Raw genomic sequence first — 17467 nt, forward strand, 5'->3', positions numbered from 1 at the left:
ACTCGGTAACGACTTTTTATAGTGCCCAGCGACGTCCTACTCTTGCAGGGGGAAACCCCCAACTACCATCGGCGCTGAAGAGCTTAACTTCCGTGTTCGGTATGGGAACGGGTGTGACCTCTTCGCCATCATCACTAGACAATGAGTGCTTGTTCACTCAAAACTGGATAAAAGACATTGAAATGTGCAAAATCATATTTGGTTAAGTCCTCGATCGATTAGTATTCGTCAGCTGCACATGTCGCCACGCTTCCACCCCGAACCTATCTACCTCATCGTCTTTGAGGGATCTTACTTACTTGCGTAATGGGAAATCTCATCTTGAGGGGGGCTTCGTGCTTAGATGCTTTCAGCACTTATCCCGTCCACACATAGCTACCCAGCGATGCTCTTGGCAGAACAACTGGTACACCAGCGGTGTGTCCATCCCGGTCCTCTCGTACTAAGGACAGCTCCTCTCAAATTTCCTACGCCCACGACGGATAGGGACCGAACTGTCTCACGACGTTCTGAACCCAGCTCGCGTACCGCTTTAATGGGCGAACAGCCCAACCCTTGGGACCGACTACAGCCCCAGGATGCGATGAGCCGACATCGAGGTGCCAAACCTCCCCGTCGATGTGGACTCTTGGGGGAGATAAGCCTGTTATCCCCGGGGTAGCTTTTATCCGTTGAGCGATGGCCCTTCCATGCGGAACCACCGGATCACTAAGCCCGTCTTTCGACCCTGCTCGACTTGTAGGTCTCGCAGTCAAGCTCCCTTCTGCCTTTACACTCTTCGAATGATTTCCAACCATTCTGAGGGAACCTTTGGGCGCCTCCGTTACACTTTAGGAGGCGACCGCCCCAGTCAAACTACCCGCCTGACACTGTCTCCTACCCGGGTTACGGGTATGGGTTAGAATTTCAATACAACCAGGGCAGTATCCCACCGACGCCTCCTCCGAAGCTGGCGCTCCGGGCTCTAAGGCTCCTGCCTATCCTGTACAAGTTGCACCAAAATTCAATATCAAGCTATAGTAAAGCTCCACGGGGTCTTTCCGTCCTGTCGCGGGTAACCTGCATCTTCACAGGTACTATAATTTCACCGAGTCTCTCGTTGAGACAGTGCCCAGATCGTTACGCCTTTCGTGCGGGTCGGAACTTACCCGACAAGGAATTTCGCTACCTTAGGACCGTTATAGTTACGGCCGCCGTTTACTGGGGCTTCAATTCGCACCTTCGCTTGCGCTAAGCACTCCTCTTAACCTTCCAGCACCGGGCAGGCGTCAGCCCCTATACTTCACCTTACGGTTTTGCAGAGACCTGTGTTTTTGCTAAACAGTCGCCTGGGCCTATTCACTGCGGCTCTTCTAGGCTATACACCCAAAAGAGCACCCCTTCTCCCGAAGTTACGGGGTCATTTTGCCGAGTTCCTTAACGAGAGTTCTCTCGCTCACCTTAGGATTCTCTCCTCGACTACCTGTGTCGGTTTGCGGTACGGGCACCTATCACCTCGCTAGAGGCTTTTCTTGGCAGTGTGAAATCAGGAACTTCGGACTAAGTCCTCGCCATCACAGCTCAATGTTACAGAGTGCGGATTTGCCTACACTCACACCTCACTGCTTGGACATGCATAACCAACAGCATGCTTACCCTATCCTTCTGCGTCCCCCCATTGCTCAAACGGTGGTTTGGTGGTACAGGAATATCAACCTGTTGTCCATCGTCTACGCCTATCGGCCTCGACTTAGGTCCCGACTAACCCTGAGCGGACGAGCCTTCCTCAGGAAACCTTAGTCATACGGTGGATGGGATTCTCACCCATCTTTCGCTACTCATACCGGCATTCTCACTTCTAAGCGCTCCACCAGTCCTTCCGGTCTGACTTCAACGCCCTTAGAACGCTCTCCTACCACTGATACCATAGGTATCAATCCACAGCTTCGGTGATTTGTTTAGCCCCGATACATTTTCGGCGCAGCGTCACTCGACCAGTGAGCTATTACGCACTCTTTAAATGATGGCTGCTTCTAAGCCAACATCCTGGTTGTCTAAGCAACGCCACATCCTTTTCCACTTAACAAATACTTTGGGACCTTAGCTGGTGGTCTGGGCTGTTTCCCTCTTGACTACGGATCTTATCACTCGCAGTCTGACTCCCAAACATAAATCATTGGCATTCGGAGTTTGTCTGAATTCGGTAACCCGGGATGGGCCCCTAGTCCAAACAGTGCTCTACCTCCAAGATTCTAACGTTTGAGGCTAGCCCTAAAGCTATTTCGGAGAGAACCAGCTATCTCCAGGTTCGATTGGAATTTCTCCGCTACCCACACCTCATCCCCGCACTTTTCAACGTGCGTGGGTTCGGACCTCCAGTAAGTGTTACCTTACCTTCATCCTGGACATGGGTAGATCACCTGGTTTCGGGTCTACGACCACATACTCATTCGCCCTATTCAGACTCGCTTTCGCTGCGGCTCCGTCTTCTCAACTTAACCTTGCATGTAATCGTAACTCGCCGGTTCATTCTACAAAAGGCACGCCATCACCCATTAACGGGCTCTGACTACTTGTAGGCACGCGGTTTCAGGATCTATTTCACTCCCCTTCCGGGGTGCTTTTCACCTTTCCCTCACGGTACTGGTTCACTATCGGTCACTAGGTAGTATTTAGCCTTGGGAGATGGTCCTCCCAGATTCCGACGGAATTTCACGTGTTCCGCCGTACTCAGGATACACTCAAGAGAGAATGAACTTTTGACTACGGGGCTTTTACCCTATCCTGCGGACCTTTCCAGATCGCTTCGTCTAGCTCATTCCTTTGTAACTCTATGTAGAGTGTCCTACAACCCCAAGAGGCAAGCCTCTTGGTTTGGGCTATTCCCGTTTCGCTCGCCGCTACTCAGGGAATCGATTTTTCTTTCTCTTCCTCCAGGTACTTAGATGTTTCAGTTCCCTGGGTGTGCCACAGATACGCTATGTATTCACGTAAATGTACTGCTCCATTACGAACAGTGGGTTTCCCCATTCGGAAATCTCCGGATCAAAGCTCACTTACAGCTCCCCGAAGCATATCGGTGTTAGTGCCGTCCTTCTTCGGCTCCTAGTGCCAAGGCATTCACCGCGCGCCCTTATTAACTTAACCTAATTTGGTCCTCCGTGAAAACACGGACTTCCTATAGTAGTTAAAAATACTACGCAAAATATAATCACAAAAGTGATTACAAATTGAATTTCTTGAATTTGTTTCTTTCAATGTCTTTTTATCCAGTTTTCAAAGAACAAGTTTTCAAATGCTCATAAAAATGAACATTCAAAACTGAACTGCAAAACGTTAAGATACAGATAAAAATCTGTATTCCGATATTATCCTTAGAAAGGAGGTGATCCAGCCGCACCTTCCGATACGGCTACCTTGTTACGACTTCACCCCAATCATCTGTCCCACCTTCGGCGGCTGGCTCCCGTAAGGGTTACCCCACCGACTTCGGGTGTTACAAACTCTCGTGGTGTGACGGGCGGTGTGTACAAGGCCCGGGAACGTATTCACCGTGGCATGCTGATCCACGATTACTAGCGATTCCGGCTTCATGTAGGCGAGTTGCAGCCTACAATCCGAACTGAGAACGGTTTTATGGGATTAGCTCACCCTCGCGGGGTTGCGACCCTCTGTACCGTCCATTGTAGCACGTGTGTAGCCCAGGTCATAAGGGGCATGATGATTTGACGTCATCCCCACCTTCCTCCGGTTTATCACCGGCAGTCACCTTAGAGTGCCCAACTAAATGCTGGCAACTAAGATCAAGGGTTGCGCTCGTTGCGGGACTTAACCCAACATCTCACGACACGAGCTGACGACAACCATGCACCACCTGTCACCGCTGTCCCCGAAGGGAAAGATCTATCTCTAGAACGGTCAGCGGGATGTCAAGACCTGGTAAGGTTCTTCGCGTTGCTTCGAATTAAACCACATGCTCCACCGCTTGTGCGGGCCCCCGTCAATTCCTTTGAGTTTCAGTCTTGCGACCGTACTCCCCAGGCGGAGTGCTTAATGCGTTAGCTGCAGCACTAAGGGGCGGAAACCCCCTAACACTTAGCACTCATCGTTTACGGCGTGGACTACCAGGGTATCTAATCCTGTTTGCTCCCCACGCTTTCGCGCCTCAGCGTCAGTTACAGACCAGAAAGCCGCCTTCGCCACTGGTGTTCCTCCAAATCTCTACGCATTTCACCGCTACACTTGGAATTCCGCTTTCCTCTTCTGTACTCAAGTCCCCCAGTTTCCAATGACCTTCCACGGTTGAGCCGTGGGATTTCACATCAGACTTAAAGGACCGCCTGCGCGCGCTTTACGCCCAATAATTCCGGACAACGCTTGCCACCTACGTATTACCGCGGCTGCTGGCACGTAGTTAGCCGTGGCTTTCTAATGAGGTACCGTCAAGGTACGAGCAGTTACTCTCGTACTTGTTCTTCCCTCACAACAGAGTTTTACGATCCGAAAACCTTCTTCACTCACGCGGCATTGCTCCATCAGACTTTCGTCCATTGTGGAAGATTCCCTACTGCTGCCTCCCGTAGGAGTCTGGGCCGTGTCTCAGTCCCAGTGTGGCCGATCACCCTCTCAGGTCGGCTACGCATCGTCGCCTTGGTGAGCCGTTACCTCACCAACTAGCTAATGCGCCGCGGGCCCATCCTGTAGTGACAGCCGAAACCGTCTTTTAACATCTCCCCATGTGAGGAAATGGATTATTCGGTATTAGCCCCGGTTTCCCGGAGTTATCCCAATCTACAGGGCAGGTTGCCCACGTGTTACTCACCCGTCCGCCGCTAAATCAGAAGAAGCAAGCTTCTTCGTCATTCGCTCGACTTGCATGTATTAGGCATGCCGCCAGCGTTCGTCCTGAGCCAGGATCAAACTCTCCATAATAGAGAACTTAAAAAGCTCATTTTGTTTTGCTGGCATCATCATTAAATGATGTCCAAATTGTTTTGCTTTCGAACTAACCGAAGTTAGTCTTTCAAGCTGTATTTCTTAACGTTTTGCATGTTCAGTTTTCAATGTTCATGGTGGAGCCTAGCGGGATCGAACCGCTGACCTCCTGCGTGCAAGGCAGGCGCTCTCCCAGCTGAGCTAAGGCCCCAAAATTTAAAAGGTATGGTGGGCCTAAATGGACTCGAACCATCGACCTCACGCTTATCAGGCGTGCGCTCTAACCAGCTGAGCTATAGGCCCATTATTGGAGCGGGTGAAGAGAATCGAACTCTCATCATCAGCTTGGAAGGCTGAGGTTTTACCACTAAACTACACCCGCATTATGGTGGCTCAGGACGGAATCGAACCGCCGACACAAGGATTTTCAGTCCTTTGCTCTACCGACTGAGCTACTGAGCCTCTTCGATTTACGCTAAGCGTCGCATCTCTTCGTCAGCTGCACTCGTTCAATCAGTCACGTACTTGAGTACGCTCCTTCTTTCACTCGATTGCTTCCTCGACCTGCTTGCTTATCCTAAATCTCATAAAATAAATGGCGGTCCCGACCGGGATCGAACCGGCGATCTCCTGCGTGACAGGCAGGCATGTTAACCGCTACACCACGGGACCATTTGGTTGCGGGGACAGGATTTGAACCTGCGACCTTCGGGTTATGAGCCCGACGAGCTACCACTGCTCCACCCCGCGACAATATTATAATTACTAATTAAGTGTTTTAAAAATTAATGGTGGAGGATGACGGGCTCGAACCGCCGACCCTCTGCTTGTAAGGCAGATGCTCTCCCAGCTGAGCTAATCCTCCTGGGTAAAATATTATTGGTGACCCCTACGGGATTCGAACCCGTGTTACCGCCGTGAAAGGGCGGTGTCTTAACCGCTTGACCAAGGGGCCATTTTATGTATTAAGAGAGTAAATATCTGGCGGAGAGCAAGGGATTTGAACCCTTGAGACAGGGTTAGCCGCCTACACGATTTCCAATCGTGCTCCTTCGGCCACTCGGACAGCTCTCCAAAAATGGCTCCGAAGGTAGGACTCGAACCTACGACCAATCGATTAACAGTCGATTGCTCTACCACTGAGCTACTTCGGAATAATTTTTGTCGTTTTGTTTTACTCGACTTTTATTATTATAAAGAGCCTTTTAAGAAACGTCAACTACTTTTTCGAATTTTATTTAATATTTCTTAATGAAACTAATAATAGATCTCCCAAACACCTACCACATCTGTATTTGTTCGTGTTTAAACGAATTTTCCGATTATATCTAAGTGAACATTTTATACATTGATATGTGTAGATTTTATTTATTTGGCCCTTTTTCTTATCGACAAGTGTAGAACAAAATCTCGGAGATTTTGTTCTTTTCAATAATTCTCGAAAGTCAGCATCTCTATGTTTATACCCTTTTCCTTCTATATGTAAATGATAATGACAAAGCTCATGTTTTATAACACCAATCAACTCCTCCATCCCATGCTTTTCAAACACAAGAGGATTCACTTCTATATGATGGGTTCTTAACATGTACCTTCCTCCAGTAGTACGAAGGCGACTATTAAAATAAGCTTCATGTTGAAAGTCTCTCCCAAAAATCTTTATTGATACATCACATACTAATTCACGAAGTTTTTCATCTGTCATTTAAATCTCTCCTAATCAATTACGCCTCAGCGAACACTACTTAATAAGCCTAAAAAGATGTTGTCCAATGAATATTCCATTGGACAACTCTTATTTTCTTATACTTGTTGTTCTGGTGGAAGCATAGTTAAAGAAACTTTCCCTTTATTTGCATCGTATTGTTCGACCCATACAGTAACGATATCGCCAAGTGACACAACATCTAATGGGTGTTTTACAAACCCTTTTTTTAGCTTTGAAATATGGACTAACCCATCTTGCTTTACACCGATATCAACAAATGCACCAAAGTCTACTACGTTTCGAACAGTACCTTGAAGCTCCATTCCCTTCTGAAGATCTTCCATTTTAAGTACGTCTTTCTTCAAAATTGGTTGTGGGAAAGCTTCTCGTGGATCTCGAGTTGGTTTGATCAATGTTTCTACTATATCTTTTAATGTAATTTCACCAATTTCTAGTTCCTTGCTTACTTCCGCAATATTAATGTTTATCAAAGCTGCTTCCGCTTCCTTGGATCCGATTTGAGACTTATTCAAACCTACGATTTCTAAAACCTGTTCTGCTGCTTTATAACTTTCTGGATGAATTCCTGTAGCATCGAATGTGTTTTTAGCGTCTGGAACACGTAGGAACCCTATTGCTTGCTCGTATGTTTTAGCTCCTAGGCGAGGAATTTTCTTTAGTTGCGCTCTAGAAGTAAACCTTCCTTGCTCATTTCTCAAATTCACTACGTTTTCCGCAACTGTTTTCGATAGACCTGAAACGTATTGCAACAGGGATGCAGATGCTGTATTTACGTTCACTCCAACTTGGTTAACTGCAGTTTCTACTATAAAAGAAAGAGACTCTGATAGTTTCTTTTGAGATACATCATGTTGGTATTGTCCTACCCCAACAGCTTTTGGTTCAATCTTCACAAGTTCAGCAAGCGGATCTTGTAACCTTCTTGCAATTGAAACGGCACTTCGCTGCTCCACTTGTAAGTCAGGGAACTCATTCCTTGCAGTTTCAGATGCTGAATAAACACTTGCTCCTGCTTCGTTCACAATAACGTAGGCAACATCGCCTTCTACTTCTTTCAAACAATCTACTATAAATTGTTCGGTTTCACGAGAAGCTGTACCGTTCCCGATTGCAATTAATGAAATTGGATACTTCTCTAAATAAGAAAGGACTTTCTTTTTAGATCCTTCCACATCCATTTTAGGTGCATGCGGATAAATCGCAGAAACTTCTAGTAGTTTTCCTGTATCATCTACAACCGCAAGCTTGCATCCTGTTCGGTATGCTGGATCCACACCAAGAATGACTTTCCCTTTTAATGGAGGTTGCAATAATAAGTTACGTAAATTTTCCGAGAAAATATGGATTGCTTGAGTTTCTGCTTTTTCCGTCAGTTCTGTTCGAATTTCTCGTTCTACTGATGGTTGGATTAAGCGTTTATACGAGTCTTCAATTGCCATTTCCACATGTTCAACTGCATCACTGGACGTTTGATTAGGAATCCACTGTGTTTTCATGAGATTGGTTACTTTATCTATTGGAACTTGGATACTCACCTTGAGCACATCTTCTTTTTCTCCACGGTTAATCGCTAAAGTTCTGTGAGGCACAATTTTTTTCACAGGTTCCTCGTACTCATAATACATTTCAAATACATTCTTTTCGTCCAACTCTGCCTTTTTGACCGTGGAAATAACCTTTCCATCTGCGCGAGATATATTGCGTATCTGTTCGCGAATTTTCGCATCATCAGCAAATTGTTCCGCTAGAATGTCTCTTGCACCTTGAAGTGCCTCTTCTATAGAAAGAACTTCTAATTCTTCATTTATATAATCTACTGCTAGCTTTTGCACCGACTCTTTAGGAAAAGTAAGCAGCAAACTTGCTAGTGGTTCTAACCCTTTTTCTTTCGCAATCGTTGCTTTCGTTCTGCGCTTTTGCTTATATGGTCGGTATAAATCTTCTAATCGTTGTAAAACCGTAGCATTTTGAATAGAAGTAGTCAATTCTTCCGTTAACTTGCCTTGCTCATCAATTAATCGGATAACCTCTTCTTTTCGTTGTTCTAACTGCTGTATGTAATTATATCGATCTTCTACAGCCTTAATCTGCACCTCATCTAAAGATCCGGTTTGCTCTTTTCTATACCGCGCTATAAAAGGAACTGTATTTCCTTCTTCTAATAGTTTAATCACTTGTTCAGCTTGCGTAGTTTTCACTCCTGTTTCTTTAGAAACAAGCTGTAGCATTTTCTTTATTTCCAAAACAAACACACCCTTTCCTTATAAGATTATTTTAACATAAAAAAGCTTACCCTATTTAACTAGAGTAAGCTTCCTGTGATAAATGTAGCGTCATCTCCATGTTCGATAACGTCGAGCACAGCATTGTATAAACATTGGGCATTGACTGCTTGTTTAATAATCGCTTTTGGACTTTTCAAATTTACACCATCTGAGTGTAATAAAAATAAATCGTTCTTATTATAAGAATAAGTTTGTGTGTGTAGTTTTTGCTTTCTTCCAGATAAGTAGCCCATAACAGGTAAAGGATATATCATTTTATCTGTTTCACTTTGATACATATAAAGCTTAATATTCCCTACACAGCTATAAGATATTGTTTGAAGTTTGAAATCTACCTTTACAATAGCAACAGCTGCCCCTCTTTTTTGGAGCATCAATTCATTACAACGCAAAAGTAAACTATCAATCGATTCCTCTGGATATTTTGCTAAAATTTCAGGAATGATATCCGCAGACTCTTTTGCAACGGGACCATTACCCAATCCATCGGCAATGGCACAAATTAAATAATCTTCCTTTTGATCTATATAATACGTGTCACCAGATTCTAGATTGCCGGACTTCGCCTCTTGGTATACATACATTTCTACCTTTTCATCTGAAAATATTTTCAATGCTTTAATCCACCTGACACTAAAATTGCTTCTTGCAATCTTTTTATTGCTCTTCTTTGAATTCTCGAAACATGCATTTGAGATATTCCTAATCGTTCGCCCGTTTCTTTTTGACTTAACTGCTCCATGTATGTAAGCTGTATTATTTCTTTCTCACGATCTGATAATGTACTTATAGCATTAGCAACTAGTAAACGCTGATCTGTTTTTTCAAATTCTCCATCCGCTTTTCCAATAACGTCAAACAGGGTAATTGTACCTCCATCTGAATCTGAATCTAACGAATGATCCATCGATAGCGCCTGATAGCTCTTACTCATTTCCATTGCTTCTAAGACATTTTCCACTTCTTCACCCAAAAAGTCAGCAATTTCCTGCACTAATGGCGAACGCTGAAATTCTACGGTTAAAGCTTCTACAGCCGCTCTTATGCGTGGACCTAGCTCTTTAATTCTTCTGGGAACATGTACTGCCCATGTTTTATCACGCAAAAAACGTTTAATTTCTCCAATAATCGTTGGAATAGCAAACGCTTCGAAGCTTTTCCCAATAGTCGGATCATATCTTCTGATTGCCCCTAAAAGACCTAGCATACCTACTTGTACAATATCCTCATGGTGTGATTTTCCATTTGAATATTTTCGAGCAATGGATTCGACCAACCTTTTATAATTTAACACTAACTTGGTTTGGGCATCATCGCTCTCCCTCTGTTGGTATTCTTTAATCCATTCTAATATTTGTTCTTTGGATTTTTTGTTAGGATGTGATGTGTTGGACATTTTCATCCACCTGCTCTACTTCGACATACTTCGTCATAAATACAGTTACACCTTCTTGGTGATGGACTTTTACTTCATCCATTAACGTCTCGATTAAATATAAACCTAGACCCCCTTCTCTTAGAAGTGATCCTTCTTTCAAGTCGTGGTATGGACCCACTTTTTCTTTCGTCTCTTCAAAATCGAAGCTTTTCCCATGATCCGCCACCATGATTTCTATTTTATCTTTATATATTGCACACCCAATAACTACTTCACCTTCTTCATCCTCAGCGTAAGCATGTTGAACTGCATTTGTAATAGCTTCACTTGTGGCAATTTTCAAATCTTCAATATCTTCATACGTAAATCCAATTCGATTTGCCAGTCCAGAAATTGTAAGGCGAGCAACACTCACATATTGTGGTTTTGCAGGCAATCTAATTTCCACATAATCAAACGGTTTCATCTATTTTCACCTCTTCACTCGCTGTTTGAATATCCATAATCTCACCTAAACCAGTAATATCAAACAATCGTTTTAAACGTGATGAAAGACCGGTTAATTCCAAATGGCCATTGGAAGCATTTACACTTTTATAAAACCCGACAAATACACCAAGTCCTGTACTGTCCATATAGGACACATCTTTTAAATTCAATTCAATATAAAGGTTTTCTGTTAAATTTATTTCTGCTAACTTCTCTCTGAGAACCGGCGCTGTAAATGCATCGATTTCTCCTGTAATATCACCTTTAACACGCTGACTCTCTTGTAACAGTTTAACTGAAATATTCATTATTTTATCCCCCGTCTTCGCTATATATATAGTATTCAATACCCCATCATAGCTAGTGATAAACATTTATAACAAGTAATAAAAAAAGCGATTCACCTAAGTAGCTCGATGAACTACTTAGTAAAATAAATGGATCCATGAAAGCCCTAGTCTTATTCGATAAACGGTTGGACTGCGTATGTAGAAGGTTAAACTTTTTTGAATATGACAAGAGTAAAATCATCGCGCTGCTCGAAATCTTGTAATTCCTCTAATTTTTTAAATACATATTCCACCATAGTTTGTGCAGCTTCGTCTCGTACACTTTCAATAATATTCATGACTGTTTGTTGTTCAATGAAACCTTCTTTAGAACGACATTCCGTTACCCCATCGGTCATCATAACAACGAAGTCACCTTTACCAAATACAACTGAGCGCTGTTCGTATTTTACATTCGGAATCACTCCAAGCAACAAACCTTTTACTTGCAACTCCGTGAAACGCTCACTCTTTGCACAATAAAAAAGAGGCGGTTCATGTCCAGCCGATGCATAAGTAAACTCGCTTCTCGTTGTATCATATGTTCCATAGAACATCGATATAAACATGGAATCACTTACACTTTTCTCAACAATTCTATTAATAACGTCTAAGACAACGACCGGATCTGTTTTAGCTCCAGTTAAACTGTCCATTCCATACTTAATCATTGACATGCATAGAGCTGCCGGAATTCCTTTTCCGATAACATCAGCGACCGCAACTCCGACACTCGTCTCATCATTTAGAAAGTAGGCATAATCTCCGTTCATCTCTTGTGCAGGAACTGAAATCATACCAATATCTAGTCCAATCATGTTGGGTATTTTCGTTTTAAGCAAAGTTTGTTGCACATTCGAAGCAAGTTCCATTTCCATTTTGAAATCTTCTTGTTTTTTTATTAATGCTTGATGTTCTTTTAACGCCAATCCATAGCGAATCATTACTTCTATTAATAAATCAAAAGAATGCGATACATCCGCTGGCAAATTAGGAATTATTTCTTCCAGAGATGCCTTATGTATACTAATTACCTCTTCCGGGGAAATGTTCTTTTGAATTAGTTGTCTACTAAAGTTTTGACCTTCATACAAATTATGTTCCGTCTGTCTTAATGTGTATTGTTCTAAAATTTCTTTATATTGTCTTTTAAATTCTTGAGGCATTACACATTTCACATCCTATCTAAGCCACTTTGTAGCACTAATTGTAGTGCCCTCTCCAAAAATTGTTTCAATTTTAAAATCGTCCATTAATCGTTTTACGCCTGGTAAACCTGCACCTAGTCCACCAGATGTTGTATAACCATCTTCCATTACTTTTCGTACATCTGAAATACCTGGTCCCTGATCAGATGCAATTACTAACAACCCTTGCATATTACCTTGTGTAATTTGCTTAATTTCTATATTACCTTTTCCAGCATATAAATAAATATTTCGGGCAAGTTCACTGATAGCTGTTGTAATTCTAGCTTGATCCACCGTTCCGAAGCCAACTTCTTTTGCTTCATTTCTTCCAAGCTGCCTTGCAGCAACAATATCCCACTCCGATATAATATCAACAGAAGACTTTAAGTTCATAATGAATTAGTCCTCCAATTCTCGTTCTAATTTTTCCAATCCATTTTCTAAGTCTAAAGCGGTTACCACATTTTCTAATCTAATACCTAATTCGATTAGTGTGATTGCAACAGCTGGTTGTATTCCTGTAATAACCACCTTTGCCCCCATTAGACCTGACATACTAATCACATCGCCAAGTACTTTTGCAATAAAGGAATCAATAAAATCGATTGGGGTTAAATCTAAAACTACTCCTCTAGCAGCAGTAGTATGTAGTTTAGCTAATAAATCCTCTTGAAAAGCTATAGCTGTTTGGTCATCTAATTCCCATTGAATAGAAACAATTAGACAATCTCTTAATTTTAAAATCGGAATTCTTGTCATCATTTTGAATTCACCTCTACTATAGCTCTATTCGTCAAAGCCAAAGCTTGTTCCATTCCTCTTTGCATTGTACTTGTCGTAGTAAAATCATTTAAGTTTATACCTAACGTTACAATTGTCTGTGCGATTTCTGGTCTTATTCCAACTAGCATACATTTTGCACCAACTAGACGGACAGCATCTGCCGCTTGAATGATATGATGTGCTACCATTGTATCTACTACAGGCACTCCAGTTATATCAAGCAACACTACTTCGGCTCTGTGCTTTACAACCCCGTGCAATAAATTTTCCATGATTAACTTTGCACGTTCCGTATCGATTGTACCAACTAATGGCATAACGGATATCTTATCAAAAACAGGAATTAATGATGCCGAAAGTTCTTGCAAAGCTATTCTTTGTAAATGCACTGTTTTTTCCCAAACCTTAGAATATGCATCTACAATGCTATGATTAAGCGGTGTAATCCAATTTGTTAATATTTCTCGATGTGATTTAATACTGCGGTCATTTAAAAAACCAACTTCATCCATTTTTTCATATATTACTTCTGAAAAATTAGTTAGTGCTTTTAAAACAAATGAAATAGACCACCCGTAGCGAACTATTTGTACAGAGAAATCATTTAACTTTTTCATGTAGGTTTCTTTTCCCTCAGTTAAACTTAAAATCATTAACTCTCCAAATTCGCGGACGGTGTTATCAATAACTTTATCGGACATAATCTGAAAGAAGCGGTCATTTTCCTCATCTTCCATTTTCGTTCTCCATTTTTCTAATATTTCATCTATATTATCGTGAATATATGATGCGATTTGTTTGTTCATAGCTGCGATACATCTCCTCAGTTAATATTAGTAACTATATTGTAGCGAAAGTTAGCTTATTTTACATCTATTTTGGGGTAAACAAAAAAACACAATGTGTATTTGTCGGTTACACACTGTGTTTTTATCTATGTATTAAAATTTGACTATCCCTAAACTAATTCCTAAAGCATGATCTACTTCGTGCATTACATCCTCATCAAGATGTGTAATTTTATCAGTTAATCGTGATTTATCTATTGTTCGCAATTGTTCTAATAAAATAACAGAATCTCGTTCGAAGTCATACTGTTTTGCGTTTATTTCAACATGTGTTGGCAACTTTGCTTTTTGTATTTGAGCAGTAATAGCGGCAATAATAACAGTAGGACTAAAGCGATTACCAATATCATTCTGAATCACCAAAACGGGCCTGGTTCCCCCTTGCTCAGACCCGATTACTGGTGATAAATCTGCGAAAAAAACGTCCCCACGTTTTACGATCAAGTTTTCATCCTCCACTTACGAGTCGCTCAGTCGTATGTTGCGCTTCATACTCTGCATGTAAACATTCCGTACAAATGGATAAGTTTATATGAGACATTTCAACATAACCTTTCATCATCGCTTCTCTTATAAGATTTGACTGGTCTTTCTTAAAATATTCATTTGCTTGGACACGGACGATACTATCACTACCAGTTAATGACTGTTTTACGATCTTTACTCCTTCATTAACCATTTGCTTTGGAAGCTGTATAATAGCTTCCTTTTTCTTTTTATCACTTACCACAGCAAACACCTCCGACAAAACATTTCCCTATTTGACAATATACTTCATCTTACCATTACTAGAGTCTAAATAAAAGACATAATGAGAAATGATTTGACAAATTATGCATGTAGGGTTATTTTGTCGAGATTCATTCACTATATATTCTAGGAATTCTATTAGAGAGCATGCAGCAAATTTCATATGGTATTGTTTCCAATGTATTTGCCCATTCTTCTATTTTTATTTCTGCTACTGCTTGCTTTCCTATTAGTACCACTTTTTCTCCAAGTGGTACTGGTTCATTGAGACGAATCATGCATTGATCCATACATATTTTCCCTACAATCGATACTCTTTCTCCTTTTACTAAAACAACTTGGTTATGCAATTTGCGCAATAGACCGTCTGCATAACCAATTGGGAGTGTAGCAATCCATTCGTCAGTTTCAGCCTTGTACATTGCCCCATAACCAATCGGAGTACCTTTCTCTACCTTTTTAACTTGCACTACTTCAGTTTCTAAAGAGAGTGCTTGTTCTAATGGAAAAGGAAGATTTTCGCTCATAAAAGAAGATGGGGCAATTCCATACATGGAAATACCAAATCGTACAGCGTCCCAATACTGAGTGGGATACCTTAGAACAGTAGCACTATTCGAAGTATGCACAATTGGTGGTTTTACATCGAATAATGCAAGTAATCGTTTAAATCTCTCCGCTTGTTTATCAAAATGTTCTTGTTCCTCTTCATCAGCTGTCGAAAAATGTGTGAATACGCCGGTTACTTGAATCCAACTATTTTGTTGAATAAAAATAAGTGCTTCTTTTAGTTCATTCTCTTTTACAAAACCGATTCTACCCATTCCACTATCTATTTTTACATGAACTTTAAGAGGTCTATTAAAATGTTGAATAGATTGAAGCCATCCAAGGGAATAGGCTGTTAATGTTATATTAAGTTCTGAAGCTTTTTGTAAAAAGGAAGCTGGTGCCGCTCCAATAATGAGAATTTCAGCTGTAATTCCTGCATCCCTTATGCGAAGGGCTTCTTCCGGAGTTGCAACAGCTAATTGTGTGGCACCTGCGCCCAATGCGGCCTTTGCCACCTCTATATCACCATGACCGTAAGCATTTGCTTTTACTATTGCAATTATTTGTGTATGTGTTGGGAGCATTTGTTTCAAATTTTGAATGTTTGATTTTATAGCTGTTAAGTTTATACGTACGAATGTTGGTCGGTAATACGTTTGTTGCATGACGCTTCCCTCTTTTTCAGCATTTTGTACTTATTATCCTCCTCATAGGAATAAGTCGTCAATGCAAAATCATTTCAACTCAGATACGGACATAGATGAGGCTACTTCAATCATTTCTTCTTTTGTTAAAGAGGAGGAAGCAAGGAAAAAGGACATACCATCTTGTTCCCATGAGATAGATTGATCTGTAACTGCACCAATAGCTACACCTAAATCTACAGGATCTCCTGGCGCAAATACTGGAATCGTTGTCGAAGAATTTTTCTGACTAAGCTGTTGAATAATTGTAAACTGTTTGTCACCACTATAGGTTAGAATAACTCGTTTTTCCCCTTCTACATTTAGCACTTTTTCATCTAATAAATGCAATTGATCCCACTGTACCATTGGATAGTGCGTTTCAAATGCCGGATTATCTATTTCTGCAGAAGCTTCAACTGTACCTTTATCCGTTTGTCCTGTAGGAGATTGTTCAATTTGGAATTCTCCGGGAGCATGGACTTTCCCTATAGTCACTTGTTTAAATGTAACACGGATTTGCTCTTCTTTATTTTCGTTTAAAATAGAAACTTGTGTTGGTAATAATGTCTTTTTGTCGATATATATTCTTTGAACCGGCAGCATGTTTTTATGATTGTTACTTGTTTTCGTTTCAAAAACATATTTGCCGCCTTCTTCTTTAAATGTAGACGTTTTATCTTTTTTAATGTCTTGTGCAAGCGAAGCTATTAAATAGGCTTGGCTATTTTCAGATGGCCATTTGCTTTGAAATTTATACGTTTTGTTTAGTGCAGGTGTTACTACAAAAACACCTTCTTTGTTACGTACAATCATTTGCGTATTTTCGTCGTTCGTATCCGAAACTTTCACACGGTAAAAATCTGGTTTTGTGTGCCATACTTCCACTTGATAAACTTTCGGTTCTTGCCCCGTCATTATACTCATTTCCGCAGTCAACTCATACCCTTTCGTATCAATCCATTTGCTGCTCAACTTCTTTAAAACGTCTTCTTTGGATTGGGCTCCACATGCAGAAAGTAACAGGATCATCGTTAATGCAAATAACCACTTAGCCAATCGGCTTTTCAATCAGTCCATCCTTTCTATTATCACTGCGTTCATTCATTGTATGTAGGTGGACTACCGTTTATGATTGCAGAATTACTTGAGCTGCGGCATATTCTTTTGTATGCGTTATAGATACGAAACCATTCACCTGTTGTCCTTTAAAGTATAGACTCGGCTTACCACTAGACTCTCGTATAATTTCGATATCTTGAAAGCTACATTCTTTCCCAATCCCTGTACCTCTTGCTTTTGCAAATGCTTCTTTTGCTGCGAAACGTCCTGCTAAAAATTCAATTTGTCTATACTCGGATAGTTCTTTCATCTGCTCTATTTCTTGTATTGTTAAAATCCGTTCTTCAAATTTCTTCGTTTTAGTTTTTATAGATGTTATTCTATTCAACTCGGTAATGTCTAATCCTATTCCAGTAATCATGAAGTTTCTCCTTTCCAAATGCCTCTAAAACAGGCTATACTATGAGTATAAAAT

At 41.3% G+C, this 17467-nt stretch carries 15 protein-coding genes, 10 tRNA genes and 3 rRNA genes; all 28 read right to left on the reverse strand.

What is annotated here, in order from left to right; genetic code table 11:
• Positions 1-23: 23 nt before the first annotated feature.
• The 28 genes from rrf to acpS all read right to left on the reverse strand — a co-directional run bounded on the left by rrf (position 24) and on the right by acpS (position 17413).
• A 5S ribosomal RNA gene (gene rrf / locus ACEPXD_RS17045) occupies positions 24-139 on the reverse strand.
• Positions 140-198: 59 nt separating this feature from the next.
• Positions 199-3126, reverse strand: a 23S ribosomal RNA gene (locus ACEPXD_RS17050).
• Between the two features lie 231 nt (positions 3127-3357).
• A 16S ribosomal RNA gene (locus ACEPXD_RS17055) occupies positions 3358-4911 on the reverse strand.
• Together the 16S, 23S and 5S rRNA genes with 10 tRNA genes alongside form the textbook arrangement of a ribosomal RNA operon.
• Before the next feature lie 138 nt (positions 4912-5049).
• Positions 5050-5125, reverse strand: a tRNA-Ala gene (locus tag ACEPXD_RS17060).
• A 15-nt stretch (positions 5126-5140) separates the two neighbouring features.
• Positions 5141-5217 (reverse strand) — tRNA-Ile (locus ACEPXD_RS17065).
• A 5-nt stretch (positions 5218-5222) separates the two neighbouring features.
• A tRNA-Gly gene (locus tag ACEPXD_RS17070) sits at positions 5223-5296 on the reverse strand.
• A gap of 4 nt (positions 5297-5300) precedes the next feature.
• Positions 5301-5376 (reverse strand) — tRNA-Phe (locus ACEPXD_RS17075).
• A 134-nt stretch (positions 5377-5510) separates the two neighbouring features.
• Positions 5511-5586, reverse strand: a tRNA-Asp gene (locus ACEPXD_RS17080).
• A 3-nt stretch (positions 5587-5589) separates the two neighbouring features.
• Positions 5590-5664, reverse strand: a tRNA-Met gene (locus ACEPXD_RS17085).
• Positions 5665-5703: 39 nt separating this feature from the next.
• Positions 5704-5779, reverse strand: a tRNA-Val gene (locus ACEPXD_RS17090).
• 15 nt (positions 5780-5794) lie between these two features.
• Positions 5795-5869: transfer RNA gene (locus ACEPXD_RS17095), tRNA-Glu, on the reverse strand.
• A 27-nt stretch (positions 5870-5896) separates the two neighbouring features.
• A tRNA-Ser gene (locus ACEPXD_RS17100) sits at positions 5897-5988 on the reverse strand.
• Between the two features lie 5 nt (positions 5989-5993).
• Positions 5994-6068, reverse strand: a tRNA-Asn gene (locus ACEPXD_RS17105).
• A gap of 80 nt (positions 6069-6148) precedes the next feature.
• A complete protein-coding gene (locus tag ACEPXD_RS17110) occupies positions 6149-6619 on the reverse strand; it encodes a SprT family protein (protein ID WP_391117861.1) in 471 nt (156 codons plus the stop codon).
• Between the two features lie 98 nt (positions 6620-6717).
• The gene (locus tag ACEPXD_RS17115) at positions 6718-8886 is read right to left on the reverse strand and encodes a Tex family protein (RefSeq protein ID WP_391117863.1); all 2169 of its coding nucleotides are present in this window, start codon (positions 8884-8886) and stop codon (positions 6718-6720) included.
• A gap of 59 nt (positions 8887-8945) precedes the next feature.
• Complete coding sequence (locus ACEPXD_RS17120) at positions 8946-9542, reverse strand: PP2C family serine/threonine-protein phosphatase (RefSeq protein WP_391117865.1); 597 nt, start codon at positions 9540-9542, stop codon at positions 8946-8948.
• Positions 9539-10324, reverse strand: a complete 786-nt coding sequence (gene sigB, locus ACEPXD_RS17125) for an RNA polymerase sigma factor SigB (RefSeq protein ID WP_391117867.1) — start codon at positions 10322-10324, stop codon at positions 9539-9541. The genes ACEPXD_RS17120 and sigB overlap by 4 nt, the downstream gene beginning before the upstream one ends.
• Complete coding sequence (rsbW, locus tag ACEPXD_RS17130) at positions 10302-10772, reverse strand: anti-sigma B factor RsbW (RefSeq protein ID WP_391117869.1); 471 nt, start codon at positions 10770-10772, stop codon at positions 10302-10304. Before rsbW ends, sigB begins: the two co-directional genes overlap by 23 nt.
• Positions 10759-11103, reverse strand: a complete 345-nt coding sequence (locus tag ACEPXD_RS17135) for an anti-sigma factor antagonist (RefSeq protein WP_391117871.1) — start codon at positions 11101-11103, stop codon at positions 10759-10761. The genes rsbW and ACEPXD_RS17135 overlap by 14 nt, the downstream gene beginning before the upstream one ends.
• A gap of 188 nt (positions 11104-11291) precedes the next feature.
• Positions 11292-12290: a PP2C family protein-serine/threonine phosphatase gene (locus ACEPXD_RS17140; RefSeq protein ID WP_391117873.1), complete on the reverse strand. Its 999-nt coding sequence runs from the start codon at positions 12288-12290 to the stop codon at positions 11292-11294.
• A 15-nt stretch (positions 12291-12305) separates the two neighbouring features.
• Positions 12306-12707, reverse strand: coding sequence for an anti-sigma regulatory factor (locus tag ACEPXD_RS17145; RefSeq protein WP_391117875.1), 402 nt, complete (start codon positions 12705-12707; stop codon positions 12306-12308).
• A gap of 6 nt (positions 12708-12713) precedes the next feature.
• Positions 12714-13076 (reverse strand): STAS domain-containing protein, encoded by a 363-nt coding sequence (locus ACEPXD_RS17150; RefSeq protein ID WP_151701384.1) that lies wholly within the window; start codon positions 13074-13076, stop codon positions 12714-12716.
• Positions 13073-13903, reverse strand: coding sequence for an STAS domain-containing protein (locus ACEPXD_RS17155; RefSeq protein ID WP_391117877.1), 831 nt, complete (start codon positions 13901-13903; stop codon positions 13073-13075). Before ACEPXD_RS17155 ends, ACEPXD_RS17150 begins: the two co-directional genes overlap by 4 nt.
• A gap of 135 nt (positions 13904-14038) precedes the next feature.
• Positions 14039-14389, reverse strand: coding sequence for a type II toxin-antitoxin system PemK/MazF family toxin (locus tag ACEPXD_RS17160; protein ID WP_391117879.1), 351 nt, complete (start codon positions 14387-14389; stop codon positions 14039-14041).
• Positions 14390-14393: 4 nt separating this feature from the next.
• The gene (locus tag ACEPXD_RS17165) at positions 14394-14675 is read right to left on the reverse strand and encodes a transcriptional regulator (RefSeq protein WP_391117881.1); all 282 of its coding nucleotides are present in this window, start codon (positions 14673-14675) and stop codon (positions 14394-14396) included.
• Between the two features lie 130 nt (positions 14676-14805).
• Positions 14806-15912 carry an alanine racemase gene (gene alr / locus ACEPXD_RS17170; RefSeq protein WP_391117883.1) on the reverse strand — a complete coding sequence of 369 codons (1107 nt, stop codon included), beginning with the start codon at positions 15910-15912 and terminating at the stop codon, positions 14806-14808.
• A gap of 69 nt (positions 15913-15981) precedes the next feature.
• Complete coding sequence (locus tag ACEPXD_RS17175) at positions 15982-17001, reverse strand: LolA family protein (RefSeq protein WP_391117885.1); 1020 nt, start codon at positions 16999-17001, stop codon at positions 15982-15984.
• Between the two features lie 58 nt (positions 17002-17059).
• On the reverse strand, positions 17060-17413 hold the full coding sequence (gene acpS, locus ACEPXD_RS17180) for a holo-ACP synthase (protein WP_391117887.1): 354 nt from the start codon (positions 17411-17413) through the stop codon (positions 17060-17062).
• Positions 17414-17467 lie beyond the last annotated feature (54 nt).

The organism is Psychrobacillus sp. L3, from assembly GCF_042945595.1.
In the GTDB taxonomy this organism is placed as follows: Bacteria; Bacillota; Bacilli; order Bacillales_A; family Planococcaceae; genus Psychrobacillus.